Raw genomic sequence first — 21,585 nt, 5'->3', positions numbered from 1 at the left:
TCAGCTCTTCTCCTTCTTCGCGCCGTAGCGGCTGCGCGCCTGCTTGCGGTTCCGGACGCCCTGGGTGTCCAGCGATCCGCGGACGATCTTGTAACGCACGCCGGGGAGGTCCTTCACCCGGCCGCCACGGACGAGCACGATCGAGTGCTCCTGCAGGTTGTGACCCACGCCCGGGATGTAGGCGGTCACCTCGATCTGGCTGCTGAGCTTCACACGAGCGACCTTGCGCAGCGCCGAGTTCGGCTTCTTGGGGGTGGTGGTGTACACGCGGGTGCACACGCCACGACGCTGAGGGGAACCCTTCAACGCCGGGGTCTTGGTCTTACTCGTCTTGGCCTGGCGGCCCTTGCGGACCAGCTGCTGGATCGTGGGCACCGGGTTTCTCCGCTCCCTTCGGCCGCATCACGCGACCGCGCCGTCTGCTCGTAGCCGCCCTGATGGACGACTCTCCTACATTCCCGGCCAGGGCCGCCTCGCGGAGGTCCCGGCACCCGCGGTCGGGCGTGTCGCCCGATTCACGGTTTCCGGTGCCGACGCGCGCGCCGCACCGGGTGTGTCCCTGGCACACGGTCGCCCGCTCGCCAGGTGTTGTGGCTCTGTGGTGATGCCGCTCGACGATCGAGTCGCCGAGTCCAGCGCACGCACGAGTTGCCCGGACTGGCCGGGCACAAGGGGAAAGAGTACCTACCACAAGCGTGCAGGTCAAAACGGGGTGGTCCGGTAGGAATACGAACGCTCTCCCGGCTCCCGACGACCTGCCCGTCCGCGTCGGGCATCTACAGGTAACAAGTGTAACGGCTACCCCGCGTCCGGGCCCGGCGACCCCGGGCAGGCCTCAGGCGAACTGGGCGAGCACCGCCACAGCCAGGCCGAGCAGGCTGAGTGCCAGCCCGGTCGCGCCGCAGCTGATCCCCGCCACGGCCAACCCCCGGCCGGCGAACCGGACCGCCGGCGGCACCGCCGGCCGGCGGATCTGCCGGGTGCCGAGCAGACCGGCGACCACCGCCCCGGCCCCGGTGAGCACACCGAGCAGCGTGAACGCCCCCGCCGCCCAGGCGCCCCAGCCCCCGGCGGCTCCGAGCAGGCCGAAGCAGCCGACCACCAGGGACACCAGGATCGAGATGATGCCGGCGACCAGCGAACCCACCGCGAGGCCCGAGGTGACCGGCGGCACCTCCAGGTGCGCCACGCCGAACGGCGTACCGGGGACCGGGTCGATCCGCTTCGGGGGCAGCACCGCCTCCCGGGGCGGCGGCACCGGCCGATGGCCGGGCCAGGCCGGATGCCCGACCGGGCCCGGCAGTGGGTACGGACCACCGGCCACGGCACCGGGGTGTGCCATCACCGGACCGGGAGCCGCACCGCTTCCGGCGGGTGCGGGTCCGTTCTCTCCGACCGGCGGCGGTACCGGAGCCGGACCGGCCGACCACGCGGAGGCCGGGGTCACCGCCGACCGAACCGGGGCCGGGTCGGCAGCGGGGTCGGAGGTCGGGGCCACCGCCGGGGGGACGGGAGCCGGGCCGGCCCCGGGGCCGGATTCGGGGGTCACCGCCGGCTGCGCCGGGGCCTCCGCCGACGGCCGCACCGGTTCGGTCACTGGGTCCTCCTGTCGACGGGCACCGGCCACCGCCGCGCGGCGGGTACCGGGGTCAGGCTACCGCCGGGACGCCGCCCGGCACGGCCGGGTCAGTTGACGTTCGGCCCGAAGTCCTGGGTGTAGGGCGCCTCCGCGAGCCGGACCAGGCCGTACACCACGGCGAGCAGCACGGTGACCATGGCCAGGCCCAGGCCGATCCAGGCCAACCGCTCCCCCTGGCGCAGCCAGGCCGCGCCGGTCAGGAAACCCCCCGAGGCGTACGCCTCCCGGCGCGCCTGCCGGGAGAGGCGCAGTGCGACGGTCGCCGGTACGACACCCCCGAGGAAGAGGCCGGTCAGCGCGGCGACCAGCCCGAGGGCGAACACCGCCCGAGCCTTCGTCGAGCGGGCCGGGTCAGGGTCGAGCGGATGGCGCAGGCCCTGACGCACGGCGGGTGGCTGCCCGGGGGCCGTCGTCATGCCCTCCATCATGCCCGCCCGGCCGTCGGGGCCGCGGCGGAGCCCCGACGCCCGGTACGCGACGAGGCCCCCGGCGCGTTGCCGGGGGCCTCGTCGTCACTGCTTAGCGGTACGACCCGAAGTCGAAGTCGTCCAGCGGCACCGCCTGGCCACTGGCCGGTCCGAAGCCGTAGTCGGTCTCCGGGTAGCCGGTCATCGAGTAGACCTTGGCCTTCGCCTCCTCGGTCGGCTCCACCCGGACGTTGCGGTACTTGCTGATGCCCGTACCGGCCGGGATGAGCTTACCGATGATCACGTTCTCCTTCAGGCCGATCAGCGAGTCGCTGCGGGCGTGGATCGCCGCGTCCGTCAGCACCCGGGTGGTCTCCTGGAAGGAGGCCGCCGACAGCCACGAGTCGGTGGCCAGCGACGCCTTGGTGATACCCATCAGCACCGGACGGCCGGCGGCGGGCTCGCCGCCCTCGCCGACGAGTCGGCGGTTCTCCGACTCGAACAGCGCCCGGTCGACCAGCACGCCCGGCAGGAACTCGGTCGAGCCGGAGTCGATGACCGTCACCCGCTTGAGCATCTGGCGGATGATGATCTCGATGTGCTTGTCGTGGATGAGCACACCCTGCGAGCGGTAGACCTCCTGGACCTCCTGGGTCAGGTGGACCTGGACCGCCCGCGGGCCGAGGATGCGCAGCAGCTCGTGCGGGTCGATGGTGCCCTCGGTGAGCTTCTCGCCGACCTCGACGTGACCGCCGTCGTGCACGCCCGGCCGCAGCCGGACCCGCTTCGAGATCTTGTCGTAGACGATCTCGTCGCTGCCGTCGTCCGGGATGACGATGATCTTCCGCGAACGCTCGCCGTCCTCGATCCGGATCCGGCCGGGGGTGTCGGCGATCGGCGCCTTGCCCTTCGGGACCCGGGCCTCGAAGATCTCGGTGACACGCGGCAGACCCTGGGTGATGTCCTCACCCGCGACACCACCGGTGTGGAAGGTACGCATGGTCAGCTGCGTACCCGGCTCACCGATGGACTGGGCGGCGATGATGCCGACCGCCTCGCCGATGTCCACCGTCTTACCGGTGGGCAGCGAGCGACCGTAGCAGGCACCGCAGACGCCCAGCTTCGACTCGCAGGTCAGCACGCTGCGCACCCGGACGTTCTCCACCCCGGCGGCGACGATCTTGTCGACCAGGATCGAGTTCAGGTCCGAGCCCCGCTCGACGACGACGGTGCCGTCCGGCCCCTTGATGTCGTCGGCCAGGGTCCGGGCGTGCACCCCGGTCTCGGCGTGCTCGTGCACCACCAGCGTGCCGTCGATCCGCTCACCGACCTGCATCGGGATCGCCCGGTCGGTGCCGCAGTCCTCCTCGCGGATGATGACGTCCTGCGAGACGTCCACCAGACGACGGGTCAGGTAACCCGAGTCGGCGGTCCGCAGCGCGGTGTCCGCCAGACCCTTCCGGGCACCGTGCGTGGAGATGAAGTACTCCAGTACGGACAGACCCTCCCGGTAGCTCGACTTGATCGGCCGGGGGATGATCTCGCCCTTCGGGTTGGCCACCAGGCCCCGGATCGCGGCGATCTGCCGGAGCTGGAGCAGGTTACCGCGGGCACCCGAGTGGATCATCTTCCACAGCGGGTTCTCCCGGGGCAGCGAGGTCTCCAGGTCCTTGGCGACCTCGTTGGTGGCCTTGGTCCAGATCTCGATGAGCTCGCCGCGGCGCTCCTCACCGGTCATCAGACCACGCTGGTACTGCTTGTCGATCCGGTCGGCTTCCTTCTCGTACCGGGCCAGGATCTCCTGCTTGCGCGGCGGAGTGACGACGTCCTCCATGCCGATGGTCACGCCGGACCAGGTGGCCCAGTGGAAACCGGCCTCCTTGAGCCCGTCGAGGGTGGCCGCGAGCGCCACCTTCGGGAACCGCTCGGCGAGGTCGTTGACGATCGCCGAGAGCTGGCCCTTGCGCACCTCGTAGTTCACGAAGCGGTAGCCGACCGGCATGGTCTCGTTGAACAGCACCCGACCGAGGGTGGTGTCGACGATCAGCGGCTCGCCCTCGACCCAGCCCTCCGGCGCGACCCACGGCTCGGCCCCGGCGCCGTTGTCGACATCGGTGACGCCGCGCAGCCGGATCCGCACCGGCGACTGGAGGTGCAGCTCGCCGTTGTCGAAGGCCATCCGCGCCTCGGCGTCCGAGCTGAACGCCCGGCCCTCGCCCTTGCCACCGGGGGTGAAGTGGGTGAGGTGGTACAGACCGATGATCATGTCCTGGGTGGGCATGGTCACCGGCTTGCCGTCGGCCGGCTTGAGGATGTTGTTCGACGACAGCATCAGGATCCGCGCCTCGGCCTGCGCCTCGGCGGAGAGCGGCACGTGCACCGCCATCTGGTCACCGTCGAAGTCGGCGTTGAACGCGGTGCAGACCAGCGGGTGGATCTGGATGGCCTTGCCCTCGACCAGCTGCGGCTCGAACGCCTGGATACCGAGTCGGTGCAGGGTGGGCGCCCGGTTGAGCAGCACCGGGTGCTCGCCGATGACCTCTTCCAGCACGTCCCACACGACCGGCCGCTGCCGCTCGACCATCCGCTTGGCGGACTTGATGTTCTGCGCGTGGTTGAGGTCGACCAGCCGCTTCATCACGAACGGCTTGAACAGCTCCAGCGCCATCTGCTTGGGCAGGCCGCACTGGTGCAGCTTCAGCTTGGGGCCGACCACGATGACGGAACGGCCGGAGTAGTCGACCCGCTTGCCGAGCAGGTTCTGCCGGAACCGGCCCTGCTTGCCCTTGAGCATGTCGGAGAGCGACTTCAGCGGCCGGTTACCCGGGCCGGTGACCGGACGACCGCGACGACCGTTGTCGAAGAGCGCGTCGACGGCCTCCTGGAGCATCCGCTTCTCGTTGTTGACGATGATCTCGGGCGCGCCGAGGTCGATCAGTCGCTTGAGGCGGTTGTTCCGGTTGATCACCCGGCGGTACAGGTCGTTCAGGTCGGAGGTGGCGAAGCGGCCACCGTCGAGCTGCACCATCGGCCGCAGGTCCGGCGGGATCACCGGCACGCAGTCGAGCACCATGCCGAGCGGCGAGTTACGGGTGTTCAGGAACGCGGCGACGACCTTGAGCCGCTTGAGCGCCCGGATCTTCCGCTGTCCCTTGCCGGAACGGATGATCTCGCGGAGGTTCTCGGCCTCGGCGTCGAGGTCCATGTTCTGGACCAGCGCCTTGATCGCCTCGGCGCCCATGCCACCGGTGAAGTACTCGCCGAACCGGTCGCGCAGCTCACGGTAGAGCAGCTCGTCGGTGACCAGCTGCTTCGAGTCCAGCTTGCGGAAGGTGTCGAGCACCTCGTCCAGACGGTCGATCTCGCGCTGGGCCCGGTCGCGGATCTGGCGCATCTCGCGCTCTCCGCCCTCCTTGACCTTGCGCCGGACGTCCGCCTTGGCACCCTCGGCCTCCAGCTCGGCCAGGTCGGCCTCGAGCTTGGCGGCCCGCTTCTCGATCTCCGAGTCGCGGCTGTTCTCGGCCTGCCGCTTCTCGGCGAGGATCTCGTTCTCGATGGTGGAGAGGTCACGGTGACGCGACTCGGCGTCCACGCTCGTCACCACGTACGAGGCGAAGTAGATGATCTTTTCGAGGTCCTTGGGGGCGAGGTCCAGCAGGTAGCCCAGCCGGCTCGGCACGCCCTTGAAGTACCAGATGTGGGTAACCGGGGCGGCCAGCTCGATGTGCCCCATGCGCTCACGACGCACCTTGGAGCGGGTCACCTCGACGCCGCAGCGCTCACAGATGATGCCCTTGAACCGGACCCGCTTGTACTTGCCGCAGTAGCACTCCCAGTCCCGTTGCGGACCGAAGATCTTCTCGCAGAAGAGTCCGTCCTTCTCCGGCTTCAGGGTGCGGTAGTTGATCGTCTCAGGCTTCTTGACCTCGCCGTGGGACCACTGCCGGATGTCGTCGGCGGTAGCGAGGCCGATGCGCAGCTCGTCGAAGAAGTTGACGTCGAGCACTTGGTTATCCCTCACATCAAGTCAGCTCGGTTGATGGTTCGGCGGATCGGGTGCGGCGGCGGGCTCGCGCCGCCGCACCCGGCCCGATCAGACTTCGTCGACGCTGCTCACACCCTCGTTGGGCCGGCGGGAGAGGTCGATGCCGAGTTCCTCCGCCGCCCGGAACACCTCGTCGTCGGTCTCGCGCATCTCCAGGGCCACACCGTCGGAGGAGAGCACCTCGACGTTGAGGCAGAGCGACTGGAGTTCCTTGAGCAGGACCTTGAACGACTCCGGGATGCCCGGTTCGGGGATGTTCTCGCCCTTGACGATCGCCTCGTAGACCTTCACCCGGCCCAGGACGTCGTCGGACTTGATGGTGAGCAGCTCCTGGAGCGCGTAGGCCGCCCCGTAGGCCTGCATGGCCCAGCACTCCATCTCGCCGAACCGCTGGCCACCGAACTGCGCCTTACCACCCAGCGGCTGCTGCGTGATCATCGAGTACGGGCCGGTCGACCGAGCGTGGATCTTGTCGTCGACCAGGTGGTTCAGCTTGAGGATGTAGATGTAGCCGACCGCGATCGGGTCCGGCAGCGGTTCCCCGGAGCGGCCGTCGAACAGCTGCGCCTTCCCGCTCGACCCGATCAGCTGCTTGCCGTCCCGGTTGGGCAGGGTCGACGCGAGCAGACCGGAGATCTCCTCCTCGCGGGCACCGTCGAAGACCGGGGTGGCCACGTTGGTGTCCGGCTCGGCCTCGGCGGCGTCGATCGAGCGCAGTGCGCGCTTCCAGTCGGCCTCGTCGCCCTCGACGTTCCAGCCGGTCTTGGCGACCCAACCGAGGTGGGTCTCCAGGACCTGACCGATGTTCATCCGGCCCGGCACACCGAGCGGGTTGAGCACGATGTCGACCGGGGTGCCGTCCTCCAGGAAGGGCATGTCCTCGACCGGCAGGATCTTCGAGATGACGCCCTTGTTGCCGTGCCGGCCGGCGAGCTTGTCACCGTCCTGGATCTTCCGCTTCTGGGCGACGTAGACCCGGACCAGCTCGTTGACGCCCGGCGGCAACTCGTCGCCGTCCTCGCGGGAGAAGGTCCGGACGCCGATGACCGTGCCGGTCTCGCCGTGCGGCACCTTCAGCGAGGTGTCCCGGACCTCGCGCGCCTTCTCGCCGAAGATCGCGCGGAGCAGCCGCTCCTCCGGGGTCAGCTCGGTCTCGCCCTTCGGCGTGACCTTGCCGACCAGGATGTCGCCGGGGACGACCTCGGCGCCGATCCGGATGATGCCGCGCTCGTCGAGGTCGGCGAGCATCTCCTCGCTGACGTTCGGGATGTCGCGGGTGATCTCCTCCGGGCCGAGCTTGGTGTCCCGGGCGTCGACCTCGTGCTCCTCGATGTGGATCGAGGTGAGCACGTCCTGCTGCACGAGGCGCTGCGACAGGATGATCGCGTCCTCGTAGTTGTGGCCCTCCCAGGTCATGAACGCCACGAGCAGGTTGCGCCCGAGCGCCATCTCGCCCTCGTCGGTGCACGGACCGTCGGCGATGACCTGGCCGGCCTCGACGCGGTCGCCCTCGAAGACCACCGGCTTCTGGTTGACGCAGGAGCCGGCGTTGGAGCGGCGGAACTTGTGCAGCAGGTACGTCCGGCGGTGACCGTCGTCCTGGTGGATGGTGATGTAGTCGGCGCAGAGGTCCTCGATCACACCGCCGACCTCGGCCACCACCACGTCACCGGCGTCGACCGCGGCGCGGTACTCCATGCCGGTGCCGACCAGCGGCGACTCCGCCTTGACCAGCGGCACGGCCTGCCGCTGCATGTTCGCGCCCATCAGGGCCCGGTTGGCGTCGTCGTGCTCGAGGAACGGGATCATCGCGGTCGCGACCGAGGTCATCTGCCGCGGCGACACGTCCATGTAGTCCACCGCGGACGGCTGGACGTCCTCGGTCTCGCCACCCTTACGACGGACCAGGACCCGGTCCTCGGCGAAGGTGCCGTCGGCCAGCAGCGGCGCGTTCGCCTGGGCCTTGACGAACCGGTCCTCCTCGTCCGCGGTCAGGTAGTCGATCTGGTCGGTGACCCGACCGTCGACGACCTTCCGGTACGGCGTCTCGATGAAGCCGAACGGGTTGACCCGGGCGAAGGTGGAGAGCGCGCCGATCAGGCCGATGTTCGGGCCTTCCGGCGTCTCGATCGGGCACATCCGGCCGTAGTGCGACGGGTGCACGTCCCGGACCTCGAAGCCGGCCCGCTCCCGGGACAGACCACCCGGGCCGAGCGCGCTCAGCCGGCGCCGGTGGGTCAGGCCCGCCAGCGGGTTGGTCTGGTCCATGAACTGGGACAGCTGCGACGTACCGAAGAACTCCTTGATCGCCGCCACCACCGGACGGATGTTGATCAGGGTCTGCGGCGTGATCGCCTCGACGTCCTGGGTGGTCATCCGCTCGCGGACGACCCGCTCCATCCGGGAGAGGCCGACCCGCACCTGGTTCTGGATCAGCTCGCCGACGGTACGCAGGCGACGGTTGCCGAAGTGGTCGATGTCGTCGGCCTCGTAGCCGTCCTCACCGGCGTGCAGCCGGCAGAGGTACTCCACGGTGGCGACGATGTCGTCCTCGGTCAGCGTGCCCGTGGTGATCGGGACGCTCACCTCGAGCTTCTTGTTGAACTTGTACCGACCGACCTTGGCGACGTCGTACCGCTTCGGGTTGAAGAAGAGGTTGTCGAGCAGGGTCTGGGCGTTCTCCCGGGTCGGCGGCTCGCCAGGGCGCAGCTTCCGGTAGATGTCGAGTAGCGCCTCGTCCTGGCCGGCGATGTGGTCCTTCTCCAGGGTGGTCATCATCAGCTCGGACCAGCCGAACCGCTCGCGGATCTGCTCGGCCGACCAGCCGACCGCCTTGAGCAGGACGGTGACGGCCTGCCGGCGCTTGCGGTCGATCCGGACCCCGACGGTGTCGCGCTTGTCGATGTCGAACTCCAGCCAGGCACCCCGGCTCGGGATGACCTTGACGCTGGAGAGGTCGCGGTCGGAGGTCTTGTCCGGCTGCTTGTCGAAGTAGACGCCCGGCGACCGGACGAGCTGGCTGACCACCACGCGCTCGGTGCCGTTGATGATGAAGGTGCCCTTCGGCGTCATCATCGGGAAGTCACCCATGAACACCGTCTGGCTCTTGATCTCGCCGGTGGTGTTGTTGGTGAACTCCGCGGTCACGAAGAGCGGCGCGCAGTAGGTCAGGTCCTTCTCCTTGCACTCCTCGATCGAGGCCTTGACCTCGTCGAAGCGCGGCGCCGAGAAGGAGAGCGACATGGTGCCGGAGAAGTCCTCAATGGGACTGATCTCGTCGAGAATCTCCGCGAGACCCGAGCGTGCGTGCGGGTCGTCAGCCGACCGGCCCTGCCAGGCCTCGTTGCCGACGAGCCAGTCGAAGGACTCGTTCTGGATGGCGAGGAGGTTGGGGACCTCGAGGTGTTCGGTGATCCTGCCGAATGAGACACGGCGGGGAGCGAAAGCGCTCGACGTACGACTGGTCTTCGCAGGGCGGGAAGCTGCCAAGATGCGTCCTTCCGAGGACCGGTGCTGCAGAACGGCTGGTACGCGTGCACTCCAATGACCCCACCAGGAACACCCATAATTGGACATTCCGAGCAGGGGTCGAGATCGGAAGGCAGCGCAAACTAGCAGTGTAGCCGAAAGGCTAACCGCTGTCCAGCCCACCCCGCGGGTCGCCGCGGAACGTGCCTCGGGACCCCCGAAACGGGGTCTACCGAGCCGCTCGGAACGCGGCGCTCCCGCTGGACCGTCCGGCGTACTGCGGCATGGTGCTGCCGCAGCCCTTACCCCGGGCGTGGCCGTCGCAAGCGTGGAAGGTCTTGCAGGTGTCAGCGTGCCTGCCCGGGCGGGGTCGCGTCAAGGGCTGATCACCTTCCGGAGCCCTCTTTCCCACCGCCGTGCGACCGTCCGACACCGCAGCGTCACCGGCCGCCAGAACGCAAGCGCAGCTCACGGGCACACCAACAGGTGACGGAACGACAGCGGGCGGTGACCCCGGTCAGGGATCACCGCCCGTTGCGTGCCGTCGTGTGCCTCAGCTCACGTGAGCCGGGGCCCCGCGCAGGCACGCGCGGGTCACTTCAGGGTGACCTTGGCGCCTTCGCCCTCGAGCTTGGCCTTGGCCTTCTCGGCGGTCTCCTTGTTGACCTTCTCCAGGATGGCCTTGGGGGCGCTCTCGACGGCGTCCTTGGCCTCCTTCAGGCCCAGGCCGGTCAGCTCACGCACGACCTTGATGACCTGGATCTTCTTGCCACCGTCGGCCTCGAGGACGACGTCGAACTCGTCCTTCTCCGGCTCGGCCTCGGCGGCCGCGCCGCCAGCCGCCGGGCCGGCGACCATCATCGCGGCCGGGGCCGCGGCGGTGACCTCGAAGGTCTCCTCGAACTGCTTCACGAACTCGGAGAGCTCGATCAGCGTCATCTCCTTGAACGCGTCGAGCAGCTCGTCGGTGCTGAGCTTCGCCATGGCTGGCGTCCTTTCTCATCTACGGAAGTTCGAACCGGGTACCGGAAGGCCGTCAGGCCTGCTCGGCGCCCTCCTTCTCGCGCTTGTCCTGCAGAGCGGCCGCCAGACGGGCGGTCTTCGACAGCGGGGCCTGGAACAGGGCCGCGGCCTTGCTCAGGTTGCCCTTCATCGCGCCGGCCAGCTTGGCCAGCAGCACCTCACGGGACTCCAGGTCGGCGAGCTTCGTGACCTCGGCCGCGGAGATGGCCTTGCCCTCGAAGACACCGCCCTTGATGACGAGCTTCGGGTTGGCCTTCGCGAAGTCGCGAAGGCCCTTCGCCGCCTCGACGACGTCGCCCGAAACGAAAGTCAGCGCGGTAGGACCGGAGAACAGCTCGTCGAGGCCGTTGATACCGGCATCCGTCGCAGCGCGCTTGGCCAGCGTGTTCTTGGCGACCGTGTAGGTGGTCTCCTGGCCCAGCGAGCGCCGCAGCTGGGTCAGCTGGGCGACCGTGAGGCCGCGGTATTCGGTCAGCACGGTGGCGCCGGCGCCCCGGAACTGCTCGGTCAGCTCGGCGACGGCCGTGGCCTTGTCGGCCCGGATCGGCTTGTCCGCCATGTCCCTCCTCTCTCGTTACGCCAGGCTGGTCACCACCGAAGCCGGGAGGCGTCGGTGGTGGCGGAGGAATCGCGGGTAACGAGAAAAGCCCCGGCGCAGGGCGCGCGGGGCGAGGGCCGGCGGATCGGAACGCAGTCGGCGGACCACGTACCATCGAACCGATTTTTCGCTTGCCGCCCTACGCGGGTCGCCCGTCGTTCGCGGGACCTTCGACCGTGCCGGAGCACGGTGACCAGCGGTCTCTGGGTGGTACGTCAGCCAAAAGTACATTGGATGACGTCGGAAGACTACGCGACCCCTCCCCCAACACCAAATCGCCCCGGGCGTGGGCCCGGTCACGTCCGGCCGCTGGGTGGGCAGCATCCGGCGTACCGGCGACGGTCGGGCAGCCGTCGCGCGGGCTCCGGGTGGGGACCGTCGCCCCGGCGGCAGCACTGGCGGACGGTCGGGCGAGTCAGCCCCGCAGCCGACGACGCCAGGCGTACCCGGCCAGCACCACGCCGCTCCAGAGCACCGCCCAACCCGTCAGCAGGAGCGCCGCCGGCCCGGCCACCCCGGCCGTGGTGGCCCGCGCGGTCGCCATGACCGGCGGCGCGAGCCACGGCAGTACCGAGCCGGACCGGCCGAACACCAGCGCGACGACCGAGCCGACCGCGAGCACCGCGACGCCGTACCCGGTGCTGCCCACGCAGGCACGGCTGGCCAGCGCGCCGAGCGCCACCGCGGCGGGTACGGCGAGCAGGTGGGCCCAGAGCCCCAGCGCGATCCCCATCGGCAGCGGGTGGTCGGCGGCGGCCTCCGGGCCGGCCAGCCCGCCCAGCGGCCACGGCAGCAGCAGCGCCAGGGTCACCGTGCCGAGCGCCACCACCGTGGCGGCGACCAGTCCGGCCACCTGTTCCCGGCGACGGCTGCCGACCGTCACCAGCGCCATCCGGCGCTGCACGTCCGGCTCCACGTCGAGCAGCAGCTTGGTCTGCCAGGCCAGCACCGGAAAGAGGACCACCGCCGAGACGCCGTACGCCTCCGCCGGCTGGGCACGACCGCCGCCGTAGAGGACCCCGAGCACGACCAGGCCGGCGAGCAGGGGCGCGAGGACCCGGCCGGTACGCAGGAAGCCGGCCAGCCGGAGCCGGACCAGCGCGGTCACCGGGCCGCCCCGTCCGGGAGGACGGTGCCGTCGGCCACCGGCTGTCGCGGCGCGGCCCCGGCACCCGTCCCCGGTTCGTCGACCGCTCCGGTATCCGGTCGGGAGCCACCGTCGTCCGGCGCGACGCCGTCACCCGTCGGCCCGGGGTCGGATGCTGGGCCGTCGTCCGGCGCGACGCCGTGGCCCGTCGGCCCGGGGTCGGGTGCTGTGTCCGGCTCGGGGGTGCGTACCCGCAACACCTGGTGGCCGGCGGCGCGCAACCGGGCGACGGTGCCGGCGACCCGGGCCGCCGGGACGGCCACCTCCACCACCGCGACGCCCTCCGACTCGGCCGGGCCGGCCTCGGTGACCGTGCCGTCGGCCACCGTCCAGTGCCGCGCGCCCGGCAGCCGGACCGTCTCGTTGCGGTGGTCGCTGACCAGTACCCGGCCCCCGGCGGCGAGCACCTCGTCGACCACCAGCGGCACCAGGTCACGGGCGGCGGCGTCCAGCCCCTCCCAGGGCTCGTCCAGCACCAGCAGGCCGGGCCGGCGGAGCATCGCCTGCGCCAGGCCGACCTTCTGTGCCGTCCCCTTCGACAGGTCGGGCAGACGGACCCGGCGGAACCCCGCGATGCCCAGCCGGGACGTCCACTCGTCCACCGCCCGGTCCGCCTCGGTGGCGGAGAGCCCGGCCACCCGGGCCATCGCGGTGAGGTAGTACGACACCGTGAAGGGCTGGTCGGCGGGGAACCGCTCCGGCACCCAGCCGACGTGCCGGGGACGGTCCACGACCCGGCCCCGGGTGGCGCGGAGCACACCGGCCGCCACCTGGAGCAGGGTGGACTTGCCGGCCCCGTTACGGCCCAGGACGACGGCCACCTCACCCGGCCCGACCCGGGCGTCCGCCTGTCGCAGCACCCACGGCCCCCTCCGGTGGTACCGCACCGAGACGTTCTCCAGCCGCATGCCGACGAGCGTGCCACAGGAGAGACGGATCGGGGCGCCCCCACCAGTGGTGGCGACGCCCCGATCCGGGTGTTGAGTTCGTCAGCCCTCGGAGGAGTCCTCGTGCAGGTTCTTCACCAGGTTCGGGTCGACCGGGACGCCCGGACCCATCGTGGTGGTGAGGGTGACCTTCTTGAGGTACTTGCCCTTGGCGGCCGACGGCTTGACCCGCAGGACCTCGTCGAGGACGGCCGCGTAGTTGTCGATCAGCTGCGTCTCGGAGAAGGACGCCTTGCCGATGATCAGGTGCAGGTTCGAGTGCTTGTCCACCCGGAAGGCGATCTTGCCGCCCTTGATGTCCGCGACGGCCTTGGCGACGTCCATGGTCACCGTGCCCGTCTTCGGGTTCGGCATGAGACCGCGCGGGCCCAGGATCCGCGCGATCCGGCCGATCTTGGCCATCTGGTCCGGGGTGGCGATCGCCGCGTCGAAGTCCAGCCAGCCTTCCTGGATCCGGGCGACCAGCTCGTCGGTGCCCACCTCGTCGGCACCGGCGGCAGCGGCCTCCTCGGCCTTCGCACCGGCGGCGAAGACGATCACGCGGGCGGTCTTACCGGTGCCGTGCGGCAGGTTGACCGTGCCCCGGACCATCTGGTCCGCCTTGCGGGGGTCGACGCCGAGGCGCATGGCGACCTCGACCGTGGCGTCGAACTTGACGGCGGTGGTCTCCTTGGCGAGCTTGACCGCCTCGGACGGGCTGTACAGCTTCGACCGGTCGATGACCTCGGCGGCCTTGCGGTAGCTCTTGCTGCGCTGCATGTTCCAACTACTCCTGTGGTCTCTGGCGGGCGCCGTGCATCACGCGCCCTCCCACGAACGGGTCTGGTGTCGGGTCGCCGAGGTCAGTCGTTGACGACGATGCCCATCGACCGGGCGGTGCCGGCGATGATCTTCTCAGCCTGGTCGAGGTCGTTGGCGTTGAGGTCGGACATCTTCTTCTCGGCGATCTCCCGCAGCTGGGCGCGGGTGACCGAGCCGACCTTGTCCTTCTGCGGCACCCCGGAGCCCTTCTGCACACCGGCGGCCTTGATCAGCAGCCGGGCGGCGGGCGGGGTCTTCAGCACGAAGGTGAAGGTCCGGTCCTCGTACACGCTGATCTGGGCGGGGACGATGTCGCCCCGCTGCGACTCGGTCTGCGCGTTGTAGGTCTTGCAGAACTCCATGATGTTCACGCCGTGCTGGCCGAGCGCGGGGCCGACCGGCGGCGCCGGAGTGGCCTGGCCCGCCGGCAGCTGAAGCGTGAACGTCTTGACGAGCTTCTTCTTCGGAGGCATGTCTCTTCCTGGGGCTTGGAACGGGAAAAGTGATGCTGGCGCGTCCCGCTCGATGCGCGCACGGTCAGCACGACAGAACGGGGGCGACGTTCTAGGGTAGCGCAGCCCGCTGCCACCCCTTGCGGTGAGGGCCCACGGGCCGGGTACGAGTCGGGGCGGCGGGCCATGCCCACCGCCCCGGACGCGACGTCAGATCTTGGTGACCTGGTTGAAGTTGAGCTCCACCGGGGTCTCCCGGCCGAAGATCGACACCAGCACCTTGAGCTTCTGCTGGTCGGCGTTGATCTCGCTGATGGTGGCCGGCAGGGAGGCGAACGCACCGTCGGTGACGGTGACCGAGTCGCCGACCTCGAAGTCGAGGACCCTGATCTCGGGCTTCGCCTTCTTCTGCTCGGTCTCCACCGCCGGGGCCAGCCACTTCAGCACCTCGTCGAGGGAGAGCGGGGCCGGACGGTCCGCCCGGTCGGTCGCCCCCACGAAGCCGGTGACGCCCGGGGTGTTGCGGACGCAGGAGTACGACTCCGGGGTGAGTTCCATCCGGACCAGGATGTAACCCGGGAAGACCTTGTTCTGGACCTGGAGGCGCTTGCCGTTCTTGACCTCGACCTCTTCCCGGGTCGGCACCTCGACCTGGTAGATGTAGTCCTCCATGTCGAGGGACGTGATCCGGGTCTCGAGGTTGGTCTTGACCTTGTTCTCGTAGCCCGCGTAGGAGTGCACCACGTACCAGTCGCCCGGGGCGTAGCGCAGCTTCTGACGCAGCTCGGCGACCGGGTCGAACTCCTCTTCCGGTTCCGGCTCGGTCAGTGCGAACTCCGGCTCGCTGGCGGCCTCGACCGACTCGTCACCCGCCGCCGTCACTACCGAGGACTGCTCGTCCGCGGGTCCGGCGGTCTCGTCGTACTCAGGCACGCTCGCTCACTTCCGTCACTATCGCTTGGTCAGCTGGATCCGCCGAAGACCACCAGCGCACCCTTGGCGAACACGAAGTCGAGTCCGACGACGAGCGCGGTGACCACCGTCACGAACGCGACCACCACCGCGGTGTAGGTCAGCAGCTCCTTGCGGGTCGGCCAGATGACCTTACGCAGCTCGGCCACGACCTCGCGGATGAACCGCGCGAAGCGCCCGAACAATCCGACCCTGTCGTCGGACTTGGTCCTCGGCTTGCTGTCGGCCGAGTCGGCCTTGGTCCGCGACCGGGTCGCGGTGCCGCCCCGGGAGACCGGCTCCTCCGCGTCGGTGGCGTCGTCGTCGTCGGCAACGCTCTCGACGGTTTCGTCGTCGAGACGGTCGTCGCCGGCGTCCTCGCCGCGCCGCTTGTTGTCGGCCACTTCGCCCTCCGTCGCGGATGTCGGGTCGCACGTTGTTGGACGTGCGCGGCGCTGGTCACGCCGGCCGGACCAACCGTCCCGCGACGGGCCGCGGCCGGCGGATCAGCCGAAGGGCCCGATGCCTCGGAGCCATCCTGCCGATGCCACCACCACGGGCCGAACGCCGCCGGCAGGCGGCGCGACCCACGAAACGGTCAGGCCTGAGGCGCAGGGGTGACAGGACTTGAACCTGCAGCCTGCGGTTTTGGAGACCGCTGCTCTGCCAATTGAGCTACACCCCTGTGCGGCGCTGCTCACCCCACACCGACACGCAGGACGGTGCAGGGGTCACTTGCCCCACGGCGGACCAGTGTACGGGTAGTGGGTCCACTTTCCCAACCGGTCCACCCCTCGCGGGTCGAACAGCAGGTCAGCGGGGTGCCCGGATGACCGCCCGCGCCTGGGCGAGGACCTTCTCGCCCCCGCAGGTGACGGTCAGGTCGAGGCGGGTGAGCCCGTCCTCGGTGATCTCCCGCACCTTCGCGGCGACCTCGATCTCGGCCCCCTCGTCGTCGTCCGGCACGACCACCGGGCGGGTGAAGCGGACGTTGTAGTCGACCACCGCGTCCGGCGCGCCGGCCCACTCGGTGACCGCCCGTCCGACCAGCGCCATGGTGAACATCCCGTGCGCGATCACCCCGGGCAGCCCCACGCCGGTGGCGAAGCGGTCGCTCCAGTGGATGGGGTTGAAGTCGCCGGAGGCACCCGCGTAGCGGACCAGGTCGGCCCGGGTGATCCGGTACGTCCGGGTGGGCAGCTCGATCCGGGCCTGCCCCGCGTCGGCCGCCGTGGTTGCCGCGTCCATCTCAGTCCTCCCCGCGTACGACGAGCTTCGACCAGACGGTGACCACGGGCTCGTCGGCCACCGTGGAGACCTCGGTCCGGATGGTCAGGAAGCCGTGCCCACCCCGGTTGTCGATCGCCTCGACGTGGTTGACGCAGACCAGCTCGTCCCCGGCGGCCACCGGGCGGGTGTAGGCGAACCGCTGGTCGCCGTGGACGACCCGGCTGTAGTCGACCCCGAGGTCCGGATCGTCGACGATCTGGCGGCTCGCCGCCATGGTGATCGTCACCGGGAAGGTCGGCGGGGCGACCACGTCGCGGTGGCCGAGGGCCCGCGCGGCCTCCGGGTCGTGGTGGGCCGGGTCGGTGGCGCCGATCGCCGTGGCGAACTCACGGATCTTCTCTCGGCCCACCTGGTAGGGGGCGGTCGGCGGGTAGCTCCGGCCGACGAAGGACGGGTCCAGTGACATGCGGAGAACCTACACGGACGAAAAACGCCGATCCGGCACACGGGCGATGGATCCATGCCCTGCGCGCCGGATCGGCGTCGGAAGCTGCGTCGGCCGGCCGGCGGGGCCGGCCGCCGGGTCAGCGGGTCTCGCGGTGGACGGTGTGCTTGCCGTCCCGGGGGCAGAACTTCTTCAGCTCGATGCGGTCCGGGTCGTTACGACGGTTCTTGCGCGTGATGTAGTTGCGCTCCTTGCACTCCACACACGCCAAAGTGATCTTCGGCCGAACATCGGTCGCCTTCGCCACGGCGGAGTGCCTTCCTCGCTAACGGATCACCTACGGCGTGGCAGCCTATGCGCTGGCCACGCGGACACGCAAAGTGGGCGCCAGGGGCGCCCCTTTCACCGGCCACCGGACATCGGCCCGGAGGACGAGAGTAGCGGTGGCCGGACTTGAACCGGCGACACAGCGATTATGAGCCGCTTGCTCTGCCATCTGAGCTACACCGCCGCAGGCGGGTCCAGCCGGACCCTCTGAGCCCCCTTACGGAATCGAACCGTAGACCTTCTCCTTACCATGGAGACGCTCTGCCGACTGAGCTAAGGGGGCCTACCCGATCACCCCGGGGGGTGTCGCGCAGGGGTAACAGTACACGGCGGATCCCGGGAGGTGAAATCGGATCCCCCCTCCTCTGCCGCAGCGGGCATCGGCGCAGGTCAGGGCACTACACGGAGGCGGCGCACGTCCGCGCCGGGCAGCGACTCGACCTCCGCCTGGGCGCCGAACCAGGCCTCCAGCCGCTCGTACGGCAGCGGACGGCTGAACAGGAAGCCCTGGCCGATGTCGCAGCCGATGTCCTGGAGCAGTTCCAGGGTCAGCTCGCTCTCCACCCCCTCGGCCACCACCGCCAGGCCGAACTGCTGGGAGAGGGTCACCACGGCGTTGACGATCGCCAGGTCGCCCGGATCGGTCGCCATGCCCTGCACGAACGACCGGTCGACCTTCACCTCGTGCACCGGCAGCCGGCGCAGGTAGGCCAGGGAGAAGGAGCCGGTGCCGAAGTCGTCCACGGAGAGCCGGACGCCGAGGTCGCGTAGGCGGCGCAGGGTCGGGATCGGGCGGTCGGTGCCGTCCAGGACCCCGGTCTCCCTGATCTCGAAGGTGAGTCGCTGCGGCGGTACGCCGTACTCGTCCAGCAGCTCGCGCACCTGGTCGGGGAAATGCTGGTCGGTGAGCGTACGCGCGGAGAGGTTGACCGCGACGGAGAGTGGCTGCTCGGCGTGCGTCCAGTCCCGACTGCGCCGCAGCCCCTCCCGGAGCACCAGTTCGGTGAGCCGACCGAGCTGGCCGGTGTGCTCGGCCACCGCGACGAAGTCCTCCGGCGTGACCGAGCCGTGTGCCGGGTGCTCCCAGCGGGCCAGGCACTCCACGCCGACCAGTCGCCGGTCGCGCAGGGTCACCTTGGGTTGGTAGTAGACCTCGACCCCACCCTCCTCGAGAGCCTGTCGCAGGTCACCGGCGATGCCGAGGCGACGCAACGACCGGGACTCCAGCGCCGGGCTGAACAGCTGGATGCTGCCCGGCATGGACTTCGCGGCGGTCGCCGCCAACTCCACCCGTTGCAGCAGGGTGGCGGCGTCGGTGCCGTGGTCCGGGTGGACGGCGACCCCGACCGCGGTGTCCACGTCCAGGGTGAGCGGCTCGAAGACCATCTCGTCGCGGATCTGCTCGCGCAGCCGGGCGGCCAGTTCCAGCGCCGCGTCGGCGCTCTCCACCCGGAGGGTGAGCAGGAACTCGTCCCCGCCGAGCCGGCCGACCAGGGCGGACGACGGGGCCGACGCGCGCAGCCGCTCGGCGACCTCGACGAGGACCTTGTCCCCTGCGGCGTGGCCGAGCGACTCGTTGACCTGGCGCAGCCCGTCGACGTCGAAGAGGAGCACGGCGACGACCTCGCCCGGGGCCCGGATCCGGACCGCCTCGCCGAGCGCGTCGGCGATCCGCCGCCGGTTCGGCAGCTTGGTCAGCCCGTCGTGGTACGCGTCGTGCCGGAGCCGGTCGACCAGCCGGGAGTTCTCCAGGGCGACGGCGGCGTGCGCGGCCACCGTCTCGAAGACGGGGATGTCGTCCGGGGTGAAGTGGCCGGCGTCACTGAGCCGGTTGACCACCTCGAGGGTGCCGATCACCGCCTGGCCTGAGCGCAACGGCACGGCGATGACGTCCTTCACGCCGGTGCCGCGCAGGGCGGACCCGAGCAGATCGTCGCCGTCGAGCCGGGCGCCCCAGACCAGGGTCCGCCGCTCCCGGCGGGCCTCCTCCCGCACCACCACCGGAGTGGGGGCGACGTCGAGCAGGCCCGGGGTGTCCACCCGGGCGGTGAGCATCACCTCGGAGTGCCGACCCTGGGCGGGCAGCCAGAGGGTGGCGTACTCGGCCTGCATGAGCTTGCGGATCCGGGCCAGCAGGACGTCGATCAGGGTGCCGTCCTGGCCGCTGGCGGTCATCGCCCGGGTCAGCTCGTACATGTCGCCGAGGGTCCGGTGCTGGCGGAAGAACTGCGCGTAGGAGCGGTAGACCAGCACCACCGCGAAGGCCAGCACCGCGATGAGGACCAGGGCCCACCAGGTGGTCTCGATAGCGATCAGGACCACCAGGCCCATGACCACGTTGATCCCCGACGTCAGCAGCGGCGGCCCTGCGGTCCGGACCACCTCCCGCCCGGCCTGCCAGCCGTGCATCAGGGAGATCACCCCGCCGACCGCCGCCAGGGACGCCAGGGTGTTCAGGATGACCGCGCCGAACAGGGAGAGCCAGGTGGCCGGTCCGACGCCGTCCAACGGCGGCAGGGCGACCAGGACCAGCCCGGCCAACGACACCGAGGCACCCGCCTTGGCGACGTTGAACCAGAGCTTGGTGGGCGAGACGCGGCGGCAGAACTGCACGATGAGCACCGCCGCCACGCTCAACGCGACGACTGTCAGCGGTGGTAGCCAGAAGAAGGCGAGAACCAGCGGGATCTCGTTGATCGTGAAGGTGAGGCCCTGCCGGCGGATGACGAAGTGCAGCACCTGGGTGCCGGCTGCGACCATCACGGCCAGCAGGGTGAGCGTCAGTACCGGATTACCGGAGGACCGGTCCGACACGAGGGCGAGGAGGACGGAACAGACGACCGCGAAGAGGGCCAGCGGACCGGTGATCAGCCAGGCCTGGTCGGTCGATCTGCGCGACGACGGGCGAACGCTCGCCATCCGGCTCCCTCGTTACTCGTGCCTCGAACGGGCCTCCAACCAGCGACCTCCCGACGACGTCGGACCGACCTCAGGGGGCGAGGACGGTGACCACCGGGGCGCTCCACTCGAAATCGGCGAGCGGGCCGGCGGACTCGGTACCGAGGAAGCCGGAGGCGACCACGGCAAAGGCCATCAGCGCCATGACTGCGGCGAACCGGAAGGGCTTCCGACCAGACATCAGTGCGCTCCTGTCAACAGGGGTAAGGGGGAGACGGATGGAGGAGGTTCCACGATCGTGCCACAGAGGCCCGATCGAGCAAAGAGGCCTGGGAACGGGCCCACCGAGGATTGGTCAGTTTCAGACCGTTCGTACCTACCCCGCCCCCGAATAGCTACCCCTGGTTTCGGCGTTCATCTCACCATCTGCACCTTCCCGCTCATGTTGCCGCAGTACGTGATTCGCCATCAATCCCCAAGATCGCCTCGTTCTGCACACCGGGCCCCACCTGCCAGGATGCGCCTCCCACCCTAGCCGCAGGACTGACAAAAATAGAGAGGTGTCGAACAAACGGAATGGGGGTACGGGGAACTGCCCCGGCAAATGCCCATCGCGCCGGCACACCTCGACAACGGCGCCACGGTCCGTCCCGGCGTCACCACAGTGGGCAGTCCGTCACCCGCCCGGCGGGGAACGGGGTGGCCACGGCGCACCACCGCGCCGACGGCCACCCGACCCGGACCGCCCCGGGCAGGACCGCGCCGACCAGGCGCAGCGAGGCGGGATCGCGGTAACGGAGCCTGGCGCCTGCTCCCTACCCTCGGGGCCATGGCATACCAGCCGGTCCCACCCGACCGCCTACGGGCAGCTCTGCGCACCCATGCGGAACCGGATCAGCGAGGACGCGTTCACCCGCATGCAGGCAGCCCAACCCCGCCTGCGTGACTACGAGATCACCGGCGTGCACGTCGCCAGCACCAACGGCCGGACCGAGGGTTCCGCGACCGTCCGGCTGACCCAGGAGAACGGCACCGAGACCACCCAGCTCCTCCGACTGGTCAAGGAGGACGGAGCCTGGCGCGTCTGCCAGCAGTAGCGGCGGTCGCGGGGCACCGGTGGGCCGTCAGTCGGGGCCCGTCCGGCCCGGCTGACGGCGCTGGCCCTGCTGTGGGGGTCGGGCTTCCTCCGGATCAGGCTGGCCCTGCG

19 protein-coding genes and 3 tRNA genes are annotated in these 21,585 nt (G+C 70.1%); 1 reads left to right on the top strand and 21 read right to left on the bottom strand.

Annotation, left to right across the window (positions count from 1 at the left end; genetic code table 11):
• From rpsL to AB0F58_RS08460, 21 genes are all read right to left on the bottom strand, one after another.
• A complete protein-coding gene (gene rpsL, locus AB0F58_RS08560; RefSeq protein WP_014440718.1) occupies positions 1–375 on the bottom strand; it encodes a 30S ribosomal protein S12 in 375 nt (124 codons plus the stop codon).
• 460 nt (positions 376–835) lie between these two features.
• On the bottom strand, positions 836–1,219 hold the full coding sequence (locus tag AB0F58_RS08555; protein WP_357140441.1) for a hypothetical protein: 384 nt from the start codon (positions 1,217–1,219) through the stop codon (positions 836–838).
• Between the two features lie 467 nt (positions 1,220–1,686).
• Positions 1,687–2,055 carry a hypothetical protein gene (locus tag AB0F58_RS08550; RefSeq protein ID WP_357139877.1) on the bottom strand — a complete coding sequence of 123 codons (369 nt, stop codon included), beginning with the start codon at positions 2,053–2,055 and terminating at the stop codon, positions 1,687–1,689.
• 103 nt (positions 2,056–2,158) lie between these two features.
• Positions 2,159–6,052: a DNA-directed RNA polymerase subunit beta' gene (locus tag AB0F58_RS08545; protein WP_357139874.1), complete on the bottom strand. Its 3,894-nt coding sequence runs from the start codon at positions 6,050–6,052 to the stop codon at positions 2,159–2,161.
• Between the two features lie 87 nt (positions 6,053–6,139).
• Complete coding sequence (locus AB0F58_RS08540) at positions 6,140–9,580, bottom strand: DNA-directed RNA polymerase subunit beta (RefSeq protein ID WP_357139872.1); 3,441 nt, start codon at positions 9,578–9,580, stop codon at positions 6,140–6,142.
• A gap of 573 nt (positions 9,581–10,153) precedes the next feature.
• A complete protein-coding gene (gene rplL, locus AB0F58_RS08535) occupies positions 10,154–10,543 on the bottom strand; it encodes a 50S ribosomal protein L7/L12 (RefSeq protein WP_357139869.1) in 390 nt (129 codons plus the stop codon).
• Between the two features lie 52 nt (positions 10,544–10,595).
• Positions 10,596–11,141, bottom strand: coding sequence for a 50S ribosomal protein L10 (gene rplJ / locus AB0F58_RS08530; RefSeq protein WP_357139866.1), 546 nt, complete (start codon positions 11,139–11,141; stop codon positions 10,596–10,598).
• Between the two features lie 454 nt (positions 11,142–11,595).
• Entirely contained in the window at positions 11,596–12,288 is a 693-nt protein-coding gene (locus AB0F58_RS08525; RefSeq protein WP_357139863.1) for a hypothetical protein, read from the bottom strand.
• Positions 12,285–13,235 carry an ABC transporter ATP-binding protein gene (locus AB0F58_RS08520; protein WP_357139860.1) on the bottom strand — a complete coding sequence of 317 codons (951 nt, stop codon included), beginning with the start codon at positions 13,233–13,235 and terminating at the stop codon, positions 12,285–12,287. The genes AB0F58_RS08525 and AB0F58_RS08520 overlap by 4 nt, the downstream gene beginning before the upstream one ends.
• An 81-nt stretch (positions 13,236–13,316) precedes the next feature.
• Entirely contained in the window at positions 13,317–14,033 is a 717-nt protein-coding gene (rplA, locus tag AB0F58_RS08515) for a 50S ribosomal protein L1 (protein WP_357139858.1), read from the bottom strand.
• 83 nt (positions 14,034–14,116) lie between these two features.
• Positions 14,117–14,548 (bottom strand): 50S ribosomal protein L11, encoded by a 432-nt coding sequence (gene rplK, locus AB0F58_RS08510; protein ID WP_357139855.1) that lies wholly within the window; start codon positions 14,546–14,548, stop codon positions 14,117–14,119.
• Between the two features lie 189 nt (positions 14,549–14,737).
• Positions 14,738–15,460 (bottom strand): transcription termination/antitermination protein NusG, encoded by a 723-nt coding sequence (nusG, locus tag AB0F58_RS08505; RefSeq protein ID WP_357139853.1) that lies wholly within the window; start codon positions 15,458–15,460, stop codon positions 14,738–14,740.
• Positions 15,461–15,489: 29 nt separating this feature from the next.
• Positions 15,490–15,882, bottom strand: coding sequence for a preprotein translocase subunit SecE (gene secE / locus AB0F58_RS08500; RefSeq protein WP_357139851.1), 393 nt, complete (start codon positions 15,880–15,882; stop codon positions 15,490–15,492).
• 208 nt (positions 15,883–16,090) lie between these two features.
• Positions 16,091–16,163, bottom strand: a tRNA-Trp gene (locus tag AB0F58_RS08495).
• 128 nt (positions 16,164–16,291) lie between these two features.
• Positions 16,292–16,684 carry a MaoC family dehydratase gene (locus tag AB0F58_RS08490; protein WP_357140438.1) on the bottom strand — a complete coding sequence of 131 codons (393 nt, stop codon included), beginning with the start codon at positions 16,682–16,684 and terminating at the stop codon, positions 16,292–16,294.
• Between the two features lie 43 nt (positions 16,685–16,727).
• Complete coding sequence (locus tag AB0F58_RS08485; RefSeq protein WP_357139848.1) at positions 16,728–17,174, bottom strand: MaoC family dehydratase N-terminal domain-containing protein; 447 nt, start codon at positions 17,172–17,174, stop codon at positions 16,728–16,730.
• Between the two features lie 118 nt (positions 17,175–17,292).
• A complete protein-coding gene (gene rpmG, locus AB0F58_RS08480; RefSeq protein WP_013288652.1) occupies positions 17,293–17,460 on the bottom strand; it encodes a 50S ribosomal protein L33 in 168 nt (55 codons plus the stop codon).
• 131 nt (positions 17,461–17,591) lie between these two features.
• Positions 17,592–17,664: transfer RNA gene (locus AB0F58_RS08475), tRNA-Met, on the bottom strand.
• A gap of 26 nt (positions 17,665–17,690) precedes the next feature.
• Positions 17,691–17,763, bottom strand: a tRNA-Thr gene (locus tag AB0F58_RS08470).
• A gap of 107 nt (positions 17,764–17,870) precedes the next feature.
• On the bottom strand, positions 17,871–20,399 hold the full coding sequence (locus tag AB0F58_RS08465) for a bifunctional diguanylate cyclase/phosphodiesterase (RefSeq protein WP_357139845.1): 2,529 nt from the start codon (positions 20,397–20,399) through the stop codon (positions 17,871–17,873).
• A 70-nt stretch (positions 20,400–20,469) separates the two neighbouring features.
• Positions 20,470–20,619 carry a hypothetical protein gene (locus AB0F58_RS08460; RefSeq protein ID WP_357139843.1) on the bottom strand — a complete coding sequence of 50 codons (150 nt, stop codon included), beginning with the start codon at positions 20,617–20,619 and terminating at the stop codon, positions 20,470–20,472.
• A 640-nt stretch (positions 20,620–21,259) separates the two neighbouring features.
• On the opposite strand from AB0F58_RS08460, the gene AB0F58_RS08455 reads away from it, so the two are divergent.
• On the top strand, positions 21,260–21,475 hold the full coding sequence (locus AB0F58_RS08455) for a hypothetical protein (protein WP_357139841.1): 216 nt from the start codon (positions 21,260–21,262) through the stop codon (positions 21,473–21,475).
• Positions 21,476–21,585 lie beyond the last annotated feature (110 nt).

Source organism: Micromonospora sp. NPDC023956, from assembly GCF_040639195.1.
In the GTDB taxonomy this organism is placed as follows: Bacteria; Actinomycetota; Actinomycetes; order Mycobacteriales; family Micromonosporaceae; genus Micromonospora.
This window is presented reverse-complemented; position numbering and strand designations above follow the sequence as displayed.